General features: G+C 56.0%; 13 protein-coding genes and 1 tRNA gene. 9 read left to right on the plus strand and 5 right to left on the minus strand.

What is annotated here, in order from left to right:
• Nucleotides 1–2: 2 nt before the first annotated feature.
• The 4 genes from V5T82_RS01730 (at nt 3) to V5T82_RS01745 (ending at nt 3,916) form a co-directional block, all read left to right on the plus strand.
• On the plus strand, nt 3–1,439 hold the full coding sequence (locus tag V5T82_RS01730) for a dihydrolipoyl dehydrogenase family protein (protein WP_332893851.1): 1,437 nt from the start codon (nt 3–5) through the stop codon (nt 1,437–1,439).
• Nucleotides 1,440–1,509: 70 nt separating this feature from the next.
• Nucleotides 1,510–2,385 carry a DUF4405 domain-containing protein gene (locus V5T82_RS01735; RefSeq protein ID WP_332893852.1) on the plus strand — a complete coding sequence of 292 codons (876 nt, stop codon included), beginning with the start codon at nt 1,510–1,512 and terminating at the stop codon, nt 2,383–2,385.
• Nucleotides 2,382–3,170, plus strand: coding sequence for a methyltransferase domain-containing protein (locus tag V5T82_RS01740; protein WP_332893853.1), 789 nt, complete (start codon nt 2,382–2,384; stop codon nt 3,168–3,170). Before V5T82_RS01735 ends, V5T82_RS01740 begins: the two co-directional genes overlap by 4 nt.
• Nucleotides 3,167–3,916 (plus strand): methyltransferase domain-containing protein, encoded by a 750-nt coding sequence (locus tag V5T82_RS01745; RefSeq protein ID WP_332893854.1) that lies wholly within the window; start codon nt 3,167–3,169, stop codon nt 3,914–3,916. Before V5T82_RS01740 ends, V5T82_RS01745 begins: the two co-directional genes overlap by 4 nt.
• On the opposite strand, the gene V5T82_RS01750 is transcribed toward V5T82_RS01745, so the two are convergent.
• The gene (locus V5T82_RS01750; RefSeq protein ID WP_332893855.1) at nt 3,917–4,810 is read right to left on the minus strand and encodes a GGDEF domain-containing protein; all 894 of its coding nucleotides are present in this window, start codon (nt 4,808–4,810) and stop codon (nt 3,917–3,919) included. It lies immediately after the preceding gene.
• Between the two features lie 297 nt (nt 4,811–5,107).
• On the opposite strand from V5T82_RS01750, the gene panB reads away from it, so the two are divergent.
• Genes panB through V5T82_RS01765 form a run of 3 tightly spaced genes read left to right on the plus strand, consistent with a single transcriptional unit; the run spans nt 5,108 to nt 7,251 of the window.
• Nucleotides 5,108–5,962, plus strand: a complete 855-nt coding sequence (gene panB, locus V5T82_RS01755) for a 3-methyl-2-oxobutanoate hydroxymethyltransferase (RefSeq protein ID WP_332893856.1) — start codon at nt 5,108–5,110, stop codon at nt 5,960–5,962.
• Complete coding sequence (gene panC, locus V5T82_RS01760; RefSeq protein ID WP_332893857.1) at nt 5,962–6,816, plus strand: pantoate--beta-alanine ligase; 855 nt, start codon at nt 5,962–5,964, stop codon at nt 6,814–6,816. Before panB ends, panC begins: the two co-directional genes overlap by 1 nt.
• 6 nt (nt 6,817–6,822) lie before the next feature.
• Entirely contained in the window at nt 6,823–7,251 is a 429-nt protein-coding gene (locus V5T82_RS01765; RefSeq protein ID WP_332893858.1) for a YqaA family protein, read from the plus strand.
• Here the strand turns inward: V5T82_RS01765 and V5T82_RS01770 are convergent.
• From V5T82_RS01770 to V5T82_RS01780, 3 genes are all read right to left on the minus strand, one after another.
• Nucleotides 7,236–8,306: a PQQ-dependent sugar dehydrogenase gene (locus V5T82_RS01770; protein WP_332893859.1), complete on the minus strand. Its 1,071-nt coding sequence runs from the start codon at nt 8,304–8,306 to the stop codon at nt 7,236–7,238. The two genes, V5T82_RS01765 and V5T82_RS01770, sit on opposite strands and share 16 nt — an antisense overlap.
• Nucleotides 8,307–8,448: 142 nt before the next feature.
• On the minus strand, nt 8,449–9,720 hold the full coding sequence (locus V5T82_RS01775) for an OmpP1/FadL family transporter (protein ID WP_332893860.1): 1,272 nt from the start codon (nt 9,718–9,720) through the stop codon (nt 8,449–8,451).
• A 353-nt stretch (nt 9,721–10,073) separates the two neighbouring features.
• Complete coding sequence (locus tag V5T82_RS01780; protein WP_332893861.1) at nt 10,074–11,231, minus strand: hypothetical protein; 1,158 nt, start codon at nt 11,229–11,231, stop codon at nt 10,074–10,076.
• A gap of 309 nt (nt 11,232–11,540) precedes the next feature.
• Here V5T82_RS01780 and V5T82_RS01785 point away from each other — a divergent pair.
• Nucleotides 11,541–11,617, plus strand: a tRNA-Arg gene (locus tag V5T82_RS01785).
• A 52-nt stretch (nt 11,618–11,669) separates the two neighbouring features.
• Here V5T82_RS01785 and V5T82_RS01790 read toward each other — a convergent pair.
• Nucleotides 11,670–13,091, minus strand: coding sequence for a phosphatidylserine decarboxylase (locus V5T82_RS01790; protein WP_332893862.1), 1,422 nt, complete (start codon nt 13,089–13,091; stop codon nt 11,670–11,672).
• 158 nt (nt 13,092–13,249) lie between these two features.
• Between V5T82_RS01790 and V5T82_RS01795 the strand changes: the two genes are divergently transcribed.
• On the plus strand, nt 13,250–13,705 hold the full coding sequence (locus tag V5T82_RS01795) for a DUF1842 domain-containing protein (RefSeq protein ID WP_332893863.1): 456 nt from the start codon (nt 13,250–13,252) through the stop codon (nt 13,703–13,705).
• Nucleotides 13,706–13,738: the final 33 nt, after the last annotated feature.

Raw genomic sequence — 13,738 nt, forward strand, 5'->3', positions numbered from 1 at the left:
GCATGTCGAATTTGGTGAAGTGTGACCTTTGCATCATCGGTGCAGGTTCAGGGGGCTTGTCGGTCGCTGCGGGTGCCGTGCAAATGGGCGCCGACGTGGTGCTCATTGAAAAGGGCAAAATGGGCGGCGATTGTTTGAACTATGGCTGTGTGCCGTCCAAAGCCCTGTTGGCCGCTGGCCACGCCGCCCAAGACGCCCGTCACGCCAGCCGCTTTGGCATTGATGTGGGGGATGTGGGAATTGACGCCAAACAGGTCTTTGCGCACGTGCACGACGTCATCGCGGGCATCGCCCCCCACGACAGTGTGGAGCGGTTCGAAGGCTTAGGCGTTAACGTCATCCAAGGTGCGGGCCGCTTCACAGGTCCCAACACAGTTGCCGTCAACGACCAAACTGTGCATGCGAAAAAGATCATCATCTCTACAGGATCGCGCGCGTTTGTGCCGGAGATTGAAGGTCTGGCCCCGCTGTATGTGCTGACCAACGAAAACATCTTTGAGCTTGAGAGCGTGCCCGAGCACTTGATCGTGGTCGGCGGCGGCCCCATTGGCTGTGAACTGGCCCAAGCGTTTCGGAACTTAGGTTCACAGGTCACCATCTTGGAGATGTTTAAGATCATGCCCAAGGATGATCCCGAGCTGGTGCGTGTGGTGCGAAACCGTCTGCTGGCCGACGGCGTGGTGATCCATGAAGGTGTCACCGTTGTGCGTGCCCAAGGAACCAAGGATGCGCCGGAGATCGTGTGCGAAGACGACGACGGGCGCGAACATGTGATCAAGGGCTCGCACCTGTTGATGGCGGCCGGACGCCGCCCTAATGTCGGCGGGTTGGATTTGGAGCGCGGTGGCATTGATTACACGCCGAAGGGCATCATGGTTGATGCACGTTTGCGCACATCCAACAAAAGCGTGTTTGCCATCGGCGACGTGGCAGGTGGGCTGCAGTTTACCCACGTGGCGGGCTATCACGCGGGCATCGTCATCCGCAACACGCTCTTTAAGCTGCCGGCCAAAGCCAAACACCAAACGGTGCCGTGGGTGACCTACACCGCCCCGGAGCTCGCGCAAGTGGGGCTCACCGAACGCCAAGCCCGCGATCAGTTTGGTGCAGACAACATCCGTGTTTTGAAACACCCTTTCCAAGAAAACGACCGCGCCCGGGCGGAGCGTCTCACCGACGGTTTGGTCAAAGCCGTGGTGACCAAAAAGGGTAAGATTTTGGGCGCAGGTATCACCGGACCGCGTGCAGGGGAGCTGATCCAACCGTGGGTTTTGGCCATGGAACAAGGCCTCAAAATTGGGGCTTTGGCGTCCACCATCGCCCCGTATCCGACCTTGGGCGAAGTGAGCAAGCGCGCGGCGGGCAGCTTTTATACGCCGTCTTTGTTCAGCGACCGCACCCGCAAAATCGTTCGGTTCGTGTTGAAATTTCTTTCATAAAACAAACCTGTTCGCCCCTACATTAGAAGCGTATTATATTTTTATGCGTTCTTTAGATCGGGGGTCGGTTATGAACACACCGAAAAAGAAAACCAGTTATCGCGCCATGACGTCTTTGGTGACGACGTGGGCCTTTGTGGTCGCGACGGTCACGGGCGTGGTGCTCTACATCACGCCCCAAGGGCGCATCGCCAACTGGGTGGTGTGGGACTTGGGCGGACTGACCAAGACCGCGTGGGGGGAGCTGCACATCATCTTCTCCATCGTCTTTGTGGTCGTGGGCGTGGTGCACCTAGTCTACAACTGGAAGCCGTTTAAGAATTACATGGCAGAGCGCGCCAAAGGCCATGTGCATGTGAGAAATACGGTCTATGGTTCGTTGATTATCATCGCCGTGTTCTTTGGGTTGAGCCTCGCCAACGTGCCGCCCGCCAGTTGGATTTTTGATTTGGAAGACCAGATCAAAGACAGCTGGATTACCTCACCCGATTTTGAGCCGCCGTTCGGGCACGCCGAAGACGTGTCCTTGGTGGGCTTTGCCAAGCGCCAGTTCATCGATTTGCCCAAAGCCATTGACGCCCTAAACGGCGAAGACATTGAGGTCCCGGACCGGCGCATGAAGCTGAAAGACATTGCCGCGGTTAATTCCACCACGCCTATGCATATCTATATGGTCATCCGCCATTTGGAAGACCGCCCGGCTGTGCAATCGAGCTACACGCCTGAAGAGGTCGAAGCTCAGTTTGCCGGAACCGGGGTCGGACGCAAAACGGCCGGGGCCCTGGCGAAAGAGTTGCAAATGGGGTTCGCCCTGTTCCAAGGCCGTCTAAAACTTGCAGGGATTGAGATTAAAGCCGAAGATAAGATCAAACCCATCGCCGAGGCCCATGGGATTGAGGCGTTGGATGTGGTGAAGATGGCTTTGATCGAAGGATACCGTCCGTGAACGTTCCAAACAATTGGGACCCGTCCCATTATCTGCAGTTCCAAGACCTGCGCTTGCGCCCGGCGCTTGATCTGTTAAGCCGCGTGCCCTTGGCCGATGTCCAGCGCCTGACCGATTTGGGCTGTGGCGCGGGCACGGTGACGCCGTACATTTGCAAACTGTGGCAAAACGCGTGGGTGCTGGGCATCGACAATTCCCCTGAAATGTTGCACCGCGCTGAAGTTCTCAACCCTGCGCTGAAGGTCCACTGGCAACAGGCCGACATCCAAGGCTGGTCGGCCCCCCAGCCCCAAGACCTGATCTATTCCAACGCCGTGCTGCATTGGCTGGATGATCATCAAACGTTGTTTCCCCATTTGATGGATCAGTTGGCCCCAGGTGGAACGCTTGCTATCCAAATGCCCAACCAACAGGCCGAACCGTCCCACGTCTTGATGAACGAGGTTGCTGCAAAAGGTCCATGGGCGTCGACGCTAGAGCCATTGCTGCGCGAAGCCCCTGTTGCGGACATGGGCGATTACTACGACTGGCTCAAGCCCTTGAGCGAAACTCTGGATATCTGGGAAACCACCTATGCCCAGGTGTTGGACGGTGACGATCCGGTGTTAGACTGGATTGGTTCGACCGCCTTAAAACCTTTGAGCGAAGCGCTGGACCCAGAAATGCGCAAAATGTTTGTCAACGCCTTGGCCCAAGAGTTGGCGCGCGCGTACCCCAAACGCCAAGACGGCAAGACCGTATTCCCGTTCCGCCGGCTGTTCATGGTCGCCACACGTCCGCAATGAGTGACGCGATAGACCCGCGCCTGCAACCGGCTCTGGATTTGCTCAACGCCGTGCCCTTGCAGTCGGCCCGACGTGTAACGGACTTGGGCTGTGGGCCGGGAAATGTGCTTCCCTATTTGCGTGAAAGATTTCCGGGGGCAGAACTCAGTGCGGTGGATCGCTCCACCGAATGGCTGATGCTGGCGCGTTCGCACCACGGAGATGATTTTGACTGCGTACAAGGCGACATCGCGCGGTGGGAGCCGGACGCGGCCCAAGACTTGATTTATGCCAACGCATCGCTGAACCAGCTGCACGATCACAAAAATCTGTTTCCAAAATTGATGGGCTTTTTAAACCCAGGCGGCGTGTTGGCGGTGCAAATGCCCAATCAATACAAAGAACCCAGCCACACCATCACCTTGGAGATCGCCAAAAACGGCCCCTGGGCCGAACGTCTTGTTCATCTGTTGCCTGATGATCCCGTATCTGAAATAGCAAGCTATGAGAAATGGTTGAGCCCGGTCAGTCAATCTCTCAAGATTTGGGAAGACACTTATGGTGAAACGTTGGTGGGTCGCGATGGGGTGGTGGATTGGGTCTTTGCGACCGATCTGGGGCGCCTGCGCGAAGCCTTGCCCCCTGAACTCAAAGGCCCGTTTCGCACCCAGCTGGCGGACAAGTTGCGCGCCGCTTATGCGCCCAAGGCAGACGGCAAGACAGACTTTGGGTTTCGTCGATTGTTTATGGTGGCGACCCGGGGGTGATCAACTGGCTTTGGCCTTTTGGCGATACATATTGCGATCAGCTTCCAAAAGCGCATTGGTGATGCTTTGTTTGTGGGCATCGAAGACCACATCGCCGATGCTGAGCCCCAGTTCCCAGTGTGTGTCGGGGGTCAGCGTGTTTAACTCTTCAATCGCATTTTGAATGCGCGCGCGGGTGCGGTCCAAACGCCCGTCTTGCATATTGGTCAATAGGACCACGAATTCATCGCCGCCGAACCGAAACACCAAATCGCTTTTGCGCACGCTGTTGGTGAGGATGTTGGCGACGGTTTGCAAGGCATCGTCGCCCACCATATGGCCGAAGTCGTCATTGATGGTTTTGAAGTTGTCGACATCGATCATCATCAGCCCCAGCAGTTCGTGGCGGCGCTTGGCGTTGGCGATTTCGCGGTCAATGACTTCGTCGAAAAATTGACGGTTATACAAACCGGTCAGTCCGTCGTGAATGGCCATTTCCCGCAATTTCTGGGCTTTGGTATTGAGGTGAAATAGCAACACGTTGATGTTTTCCACCAACGCCGTTTCGCGAGAGGTGTGGGCGTGTTGATACACCTCGCATTTCAGGCAAGAGCCCAGCTTTTGGGCAAAGTCGCCGTCGCTTAAACCATCGCACAGCGTGCCGGCGGTGAGCCAGCAGCGCTCATGGGGGTTGGCGTAAGAAAGACAATCGGTCTTGGTGCAGTCGTTGACGGTCCAGCAATCGTTGGGACCAGCTAACGTGCGCAATTTGGCCAGGGCTGGAAAAGGGCCCAGGGCACTGTCGGCCTCAATGACGTCGGCGATGAAGGTTTCCAAATGCGAATTGAGCTTATTCAGAAACGCATCCGGCTGCTTTTCGCAGCTCCGGTCCGGTTTTTGGTTTTTGCTTCCCATCCCCCCCCCTCTTTCCTTGTCTGCGAGAGCAAGGCGCAGCGTCTGAATTGAAGTTCAGATCTTTTTCTTCTCTTAAAAAGTGTAGCACGCCGTGGGAGGGCTGGAAAGTTTAATCAAATGAAGTGTATATGCGTACGTCGCAACCAAGATACTTTGGCGCAGGCGTGCCAGTTTTATTGCAATTTAGGTTTTGATCACTTATATTGTGCAGTGCAACATGGATTGCAAAACAGGTTTAAACAGGGCAAAGTTTCAAAACCCAACTGACAACAGTGGCATATAGATTGGGGAATCGGTATGAGCACACATAAATCGATCAATGTCGATGCGGCCATGCGCCGCTTGACCGTTCCGGATATCCGCGCGCACAAGCGCCGCGATGGGGCCGAACCTTTGGTTTGCCTCACGGCCTACACCGTTTTGACGGCGCGCTTGTTGGACGCGCACACCGATCTTTTGTTGGTGGGGGACAGCCTCGGCATGGTGCTGTATGGGCTGGACAGTACCGTCGGCGTGACCATGGACATGATGGTGTTGCACGGGCAAGCCGTGATGCGCGGGGCGAAACGCTCGTGCGTGATTGTCGACATGCCGTTCGGTTCCTACCAAGAAAGCCCCGAAGTCGCCTTTCGCAATGCGGCCCGCATTATGAAAGACGTGGGCTGCGCCGGTGTGAAGATCGAAGGCGGCGCGGAAATGGCGCCGACCGTGAAATTCCTGTCTGAGCGCGGCATCCCCGTTTTGGGCCACGTCGGTTTGATGCCCCAATCCGTCAACACCATGGGCGGTTTCAAAGCCCAAGGCCGTGAAGACGATGCGGCACAAAAAATCATTGATGACGCCAAAGCCTTGGAAGAGGCCGGTGCGTTCGCCGTGGTGGTCGAAGGCACCATGGAACACATCGCGCGCCGCATCACCGACGAAATCGCGGTTCCCACCATCGGCATCGGCGGCTCGCCCGCCTGCGACGGCCAGATTTTGGTGACCGAAGACATGGCCGGATTGTTCACCGAGTTCAAACCGAAGTTCGTCAAACGCTATATGGACTTGGGCGGTGGTTTGGCCGAAGCGGCGCGTCAGTATGCTGACGAAGTGCGCACGGGAACCTTCCCCGCTGACGAACACTGCTTCGGGGTGAAGAAAAAGTCCTGATGAGCGTTACGACCGTTCGCACCATTCAAGCGCTGCGCGACCAAGTGAAGGCTTGGCGCAAGGATGACCTGTTGGTGGGTGTCGTGCCGACCATGGGCGCGCTGCATGCGGGACATTTGTCGCTGGTTGAGGCCGCACTGTCCACGTGTGAGCGGGTTGTTGTGACGTTGTTCGTCAACCCGACCCAATTCGGCGAAGGCGAAGACTTTTCCGTCTATCCCCGCGACGAAGACCGTGACCGGTCCTTGATCGAAGAGCGCGGCGCCCATGTGTTGTTCGCGCCTAAAGTCGAAGAAATGTATCCGCCGGGCTGCATCACAGAAGTCCACCTGCCGGGTCCTGACCGGATCTTGGAAGGCTTGCACCGCCCGGGCCATTTCACCGGCGTGGCAACGGTGGTGACGAAGCTTTTGAACCAAGCCCAAGCGGACCATGCCTTTTTTGGGGAAAAAGACTTTCAGCAGCTGATGGTGATCAAAACCTTGGCGCGCGATTTGTGCATCCCCACGCAAATCCACGGTGTTGAAACCGTGCGCGAAGACGACGGCTTGGCGCTATCGTCGCGCAATATGTATTTGAACGTTGGTGAGCGCGAAACCGCGCCGATTTTGAACCAAACCCTGCGACAAGTCGCTGCAGACTACCGTGCGGGCGGCGACGGGGCCGCGTTATGCCGTGCGGCTGCAAAGACCCTCAAAGACGCAGGCTTTGGCCCAGTGGACTACGTCGCCATCGCCGACAGTGTGACGTTCGCGGAACAAAAAACTTACGATCCCGCCCACCCCGCGCGCATTTTGGCCGCCGCCAAGCTGGGCCGGGCGCGTTTGATCGACAACATCGCCGTTGATGATTGATCGCAGATGAGCGGTTATCTGGGCCTATTCTTCACCGCCTTCCTGGCCGCCACCATTTTTCCGTTTTCGTCCGAAGCCGTACTTGCAGGGTTGAGTGTTTCCGGCGGGTTCGAAGCCCTGTGGTTGTGGGGTGTCGCCACGGCGGGCAACACCTTGGGCGCCATGGTGAACTGGGCGCTGGGGCGGTGGTGTTTGCATTGGCAAGACCGGAAATGGTTCCCGTTCAAAGCCGATGATCTGGAAAAGGCCGATCGATGGTTTTCCAAGTGGGGCGTGTGGTCGTTGTTGCTGAGCTGGGTGCCGATCATTGGCGATCCCATCACCTTTGCGGCTGGGTTTTTGCGGGTGAAGTTTTGGCTCTTTAGCGTGTTGGTGCTGATCGCCAAAGGAGGCCGCTATTCAGCGGTTCTCCTGATCGCTCAGGGCTTCTTATAGCTCACCCGGTAAATTAAACCTGCGCCGTCGTCACTGATCAACAGCGATCCGTCCGGCAAGTCTTCCACATCCACGGGCCGTCCCCAAACGTCTTCGTTGGGGCGCAGCCAGCCTTCGATGAAAGGCTCTTTGCCGAGCGCTTGTCCGGCATCATTGAAGCGAATGCGCATGATGCGGTACCCCACAGGGATCGAGCGGTTCCACGAGCCATGTTGCGCCACAAAGGCGTCATGGCGGTAGTCTTCGGGGAACATGTCGCCTTCGTAAAAATCTACGCCCAAGGGGGCCACGTGGGCTTGGAATTTGATCTGGGGTTTGACGGTGCCTTGGGGTGGGGACAAGAGCTTAAATTGCGGCGTGCGGTCTTCACCACCGCCAAACCAAGGAAAGCCATAGTGCGCGCCCAGGCCTTCTAAGGCATTGAGTTCGTCCGGCGGACTGTCATCCCCCATGCCGTCCGCGCCGTTGTCGGTGAAAAAGATCTGCCCCGTTTGGGGGTTTACATCCAACCCAACCGTGTTGCGCACGCCGGTGGCGGCAATTTCAGGCTGGCCCCATTTGCCGGGGGTGAACTTTAAGATGGTGCCTTCCAGTCCATGTAGGCTACAGACATTGCACGCAGCGCCGACGCCCATATACAGTGCGCCGTCCGCCCCGAACGTCATGTAGCGATACCCATGCCAAGATTTGTCGGGCAGGCCGTCAAACAACACCTCAGGCGTCTGTCCCGCCAGTGCATCGATGGCGGGGACGTGGTAGCGCGTCAGCCGATTTTGCTCACCGACATAAAGATAGCCGTCTTTCCACGCAATGCCATTGGCGGCCTTAAGCCCCGAAAGGACCGGATAGGTTGGACGCAATCCGTCGTCGTCGCTGAGCGGTATGGCGTAGATGGTGTCGCGCCGCGTGCTGACAAAAACCACACCCAGTTGTGGGGCGAAGTCTATGGCACGCGCGCCTCGGGCACGGGCGAAAACCTCAATGGAAAATCCGGGGGGCAGTTTTAAATCCTGCACCCACGATTGCGCGGTTACGGGCTTGGGCTGGTACGTCAATAGCCCGAGACCAATCAGAAAAGCTGTAAAAAAATGATGTTTCATAGTGATCGATATATGGGATTTAAGAGCGTCTTCACCAAATAAAAAAAACGCCCGCAACCTCGGGGCTGCGGGCGTTTTATTCGGTGCGTTCGTCAGCCTAGAAGCTATAGGTATAACCGACGTCGAAGTTCCACTGATCCATTTGCAGATCAATGGTGTTTCCGTTGTGGTTCGCGTTGTTGTCATTGGACGTCATGTTGCTGAAAGCTCGCGTCACGGCGAGGCCGACTTCATGGCCGGAGCCAATTTTGTAGGTGCCGCCTGCGCTCAAGTGATACTGCGGAACAGCCGGGGCCAAGATGTTGAACATGCCTTCATTTTCTTCGAACGCCATGGAGTTCCAGCTGCCACCTGCGCGCACAGTCATGGCTTCATCCATTTCGTACTGAACACCCAATTTGAAGACATCCATGTCATCCCAACCAAAGCCGAGGCCAGTTTTCGTACCCAACTGTGCAGGACCAGTGGTGGCACCAACGTTGTTGGTGTTGGAAATGGATTTCACGTCATCATACATGATGCGCTTCCAGTCCAAGGCAACGGTCAAGCCGTCCATAGCTTTGTAAGCTGTAGCAAGGGTGAAGGACGCGGGGATATCCAAATCGCCACCTTCGGCAAACAGGCCGGAATAGGCGTCAAACTCGGTCATATAGGTGCGGGTGCGATACGTCACGCCCATGTCCAACTTATCGGTCATGTTGGCCAGAATGCCGAATGTGGCACCATAGCCGTATGAATAATCATAACCGTTATCCGTCAAACGACGGCTGTTGGATGATGCTGTGCCAAAGCCTTGCAGGCCGACGGCTTCGAAGCGCTGTGCGGCGATGGTGGGCGCGATGCCGACGGTCAGGTTGTCACCGACCTTTTGGGAATAGGTAAACATAAGACCGGTTTGGGCCAAATCGATGCCTGTGCTGGCGCTGGTACAACCGCTAAAGATACAGCCCTTGTAGTTCGTGTTCATGCCACCTGAGCCGACCAGTGTCACGCCCAGAGAATATTCACCCATGTTCAGGTTTACGCCGGTAGAGGGAATATAGAACCATTCGGAATCACTGTTGTGGGTGCCAGCGGATTCTGGGTGGCCGAAGAACACGGCGTCGCCTTCAATCGTTGACTTGCGGCGCGGCGAGAATACAGAAACGCCGAGATCAAAGCGATTGCCAAGGGCGTGCATGGCAGCCGGGTTGTTGACGGCGGCGAGGGTGTCGAGGCTCATGGCAGAGCCGGCACCGGACATGCCTTTGGATGCATTGCCGTAGCCGTTGGAGAACATGCCGTCGGTCGCCTGCGCGCTGCCGGAAGCGAGCGCCATCATGGCGGTTGCTGCACCGATCATCAGGGTGGGTTTAAAGGCTTTATTCATAAAGGTTTCCCCCTTCTGGGCCGATCCGGGTTGTGAAACCGTGGATGGTGGGCCGCTAAATTGTTTTGTGTCGAGCCCCAAACGTTTTTTGACGTTTTTGCTTTTATGGTTGGTGCTCAGTCATCGTGTTCCCTGTAAGGATGCAAGTTTGTACCACAGCTGATCAAAAATTAAGTAGTACACATATACCACATTCGAATTTATCTAATATGTTGCATTTATGTCATAGTTATAATGTGTTAGAACTCAGATTTGTAAGGGTATTCCCGAAGTTGGTTTCGGGGAAACCCGCAAATACACAACAAAAAACGCCGCCCACTGGGGACGGCGTTTTTCGAAAAGAAGCGGTTGGCTTAGCGCAGGTAGAGGTGAACCTCATTGCTTTGTGCCGCGTTTAGGGTTTTGCCGGACACCGCAACGCGGGCAGGTGGCAGACCCATTTCCGTCAAGGCGCGCAACACGTCTTCGGCGTGGCGGCGCGCTTTGGTGGAGTTCAAAGCCACACGGGCGGGCCCACCTGAGGCCGGAGCCACAGCGACCAAGTCAAACGCAGCGTTGGGGCGGCGTTCGAGAACTTTGCCGACCGCGTTGTACAGCGCTTGTTGATAGGGAACCTTTTCACGGTCAAAGCGGATCACCACCAGCGGGCGGCGGCCGGATGTATCCATGGGCTTGCCGGCAATGGCGCCCGGACCGGCAGCGGTCTTGGCGACGTTGGATAGGCTTGCGCCGAAAATTTCACCCGTTTTGATGCCAGCGGCCAAGGTGTTCAGGTTCGAACGTTCCGTGGCGACATAGTTGCTTTGGCGGCGAATGTCTTCGGTGGTTTCTTTGAGCAAGCGGTCGATCAAAACAACGGTTTGATCCACTTCGTCTTGCAAAATGGCCAATTGACGGTGGTCTTCGTCAACCGCACCGGACACGCCAAAGGCGGCGGCGGTGGATTCAGACAAATAAGAAGACATGGTGGACATGCCCGCGACCGCAGTCGCCAGCTTGTTCATCGACGCGATGCCGACGTTCAAGTTGTCCAGCGACACCTGTGCGCCATTAAATTGTTGAACCAAGATCGGGTTGCCCGGCGTGGTGCCCACTTGCAAGCGGGAATTCACGGCGGCAACGGTGCCGTGGTAATTCTGCGCACTGGCGATCATATCGGCACGCAACGTTTGCAATTGACCGTTATGGGTGCTGACCTGTTCTTGCAGGCGTTGCAGTTCGGACCGCAGCTCGATGACCTTGCGACCGACGAAGGTGCCGGTGTCTTGGCCCGGCGTGACGCCGACGGGCTCAAAGTTCGTGGTCCCCAAAAGAGGCGGCTGAGCAACCCCGCTGGTGTTTGCCACGGTTTGGGTCGGAGCCGCCGAAGCGGGTTGTGCCGCAGCACTCGGAGTATCCGAGGCCGGATCTTCACCCGTCAAAGAAGGCCACAGGGCAGATTCAGAAAAAGAGCAGGCCGGCAATATAACTGCAGCCCCCACGATCAGTGCCCGGAACTTGGAAAAATCCATTTCGCGCGTTCGCCTTTAAACTTGGTACCTAGTCAATCCAGGAAACGTATCCCCCAGATGCAAAGCTGAAATCATTCAAAACAATGTATTGTCCAGCCTTACAGCAATTTTGCAGCGATCTTAACGAATGCCAAAAGCGGCGGCAAGGCCCGATTTCATTAATTAGTATTTGCCTCTAACTCTTTATAATTCGTGAAAACAGGCCCTGGCGTACAACAATGGAAAAAAAAGCGTCATCTTCCTCTTGCAAAGGGCTGCGGGCTGAGTTAGTTTCCGCCCGCTTCTGACGGATAACGTCACAAGCACCTTGGACCCTTAGCTCAGCTGGATAGAGCATCTGACTACGAATCAGAAGGTCGGGCGTTCGAATCGCTCAGGGTCCGCCATCCATTCAAAAGGCCGGTTGCCACCATGCAACCGGCCTTTTGTTTTACAGATTTAGTCCGGGGTCCAGGGCGTTTTGGGCGCGCTGTAGGGCGTGTTCAAGATGCCGATTTGGTTGCCCATGCGGGTTTGCACGGCGGGGCTGACCATGGTGGACCCGTTCGATCCTTCGATAGGCGAAAACAGCATAATGTTCAAAGAGCCACCGAAATAGAAGTTGCCGAACTCGGTGATGCCTTTTTTGACGGCGGCTCCATTTTTGATGTTTTTGGTGTTGAACACGACCGAGCCCACGGTATCCAAACCCACAGGAATGGACGCGACATAACCTTTTAAGGTGTCCGGCGCGCCGGGCGGGCGTTGGCCTTTGGGCAGGTTGGCGTATTCCACTTCCAGCACGATCACACCACGGGTGAAGCCTTGGAACTGGCTAAAGTCCGTGCCCGGGCGTCCGACGTTGCCGTCCATGGGCACCCAGTTGGGCCAATCGCTGTAGCCAAACGTGCCGTGGGCGTAAGGATCACCGGCTTCGACGATCTCATGATAAAGAATGGTGCCGTCCACGGGACTGTGGAAGTGGTGATAGGTGTTGGGCATCAAAACACACGCCAAACCGGTGGCACCTTGGAACTTTTCTTTCAGTGCGCTTGGTGCGTTGGCCAACAGACTATCGACGGACATGGGGATCCCTTTGACGTCCAACACCGTGTCGCGTTGTAAGGGGTTTTCGATCAAGCTGCGCACGACTTCACCGGATTTAACCTGCACCGGCTGAACCAGCGGGTTCATGATGCAGTCGGTGGGTGAGACGATGACGTATTTACGATCCGCCATGGTCACCGGGCGCGACGGATAGGTGCCGGTCGTGGGATCCATGATCAGATTGCGCGCAAAAAACTGGTTCCAGCTTTTATATTCGCTGGCTTGTTGCAGCACGTAATCTTTGATCTCCAAGCGGGGGTCGGCCACCCATTCGGCCACCTTGCCGGTGGACGACGCGCTGTCCATGTGGGCTTTGTATTCTTCATTGAACTTGATCAGGAAGTTTTTCACGCCGTTGACGGCAGGTGTATTGGGATCACCTTTGACCAAAGCCACACCCTTGTCGTTGTGGTTATAGAGCCATGCGAAGTATTGGATGGAATCCAGCGCATTGTCGTTGGTGCCGCTGATTTGTGGCAGCAAAACGCAGACTTGGTCGTAAAAGGCCTTCACGGCATCTTTGAGTTCTTTGCCGTTGGAAGCCTGGGTTTTCCACGGGTTTTCAACGCTGCCCCCATATTTGTAGCCATATGGCAGGGGCTTTAGGCCGTCATAGGCTGCCTGAAAGGCGTTTTGCAGCGGTTTGTGTTTGGCGTACTGGTCGTCCAGATAGTCCAGCGAGCCTTGGCACGGCGATTTCGCCGAGGCCACCGTCGCGCTAAAGCTCACAGCCAATGCGCAGACGCTTGAAATCAAAAAGTTGTGCAGTTTCATGATGTACTCCTCCCTTGTGCAACTTTAGGGATAGTTCAGGGCGGAATGCAATATATAAATGGTTGTTGATACCAATTGGTATATAAAGAACAATTCATACAACCTATGATTAGGTATGTCGCTCTGCGGCAGTTTTCAATCTCTCAGGGGGAAATGTTATGTTTAAGAGTGTTACGGGATTGGCTTTGGCATTGGTGATTGGGGCCACTGGCTCTGCGGCTCTGGCGGATGGCCATGGCGGCAAAACGGGCGTGAATGCGTTTCGTGCGTGTTATGGCACAGCCACCAACGGCCATGTCGTTGGCGCGCCGTCGCTGAATTTACAAATGGTTGTCGACAATATGCCGGACAAGAAAGCCATGGGCACCGGCACGGTGACGTGGGCTTCGGTTGGTCCGAATTTTAAACCCATCAAGACCGAGGTCAAAGGCCCTTGGTACTTCATGTGCACCATGAAATCGTGCTCCGTTCGCTGGGACTTCAAAAGTGCGCCGGGTGCGCCGGGCTTGGAAGGCTCTCTGGTTGCGCCCAACTGGGGGGCTCCGGGTACCGCACGCTACGAATTCAAAGGCGGCCCGGGTACCGTTGTTCAGCCCATGGCCGTTTGCAACTAACCCAACTGGGTCCTACCAAACTTATGCGGAGCG

The organism is Magnetovibrio sp. PR-2, assembly GCF_036689815.1.
GTDB lineage: Bacteria > Pseudomonadota > Alphaproteobacteria > Rhodospirillales > Magnetovibrionaceae > Magnetovibrio.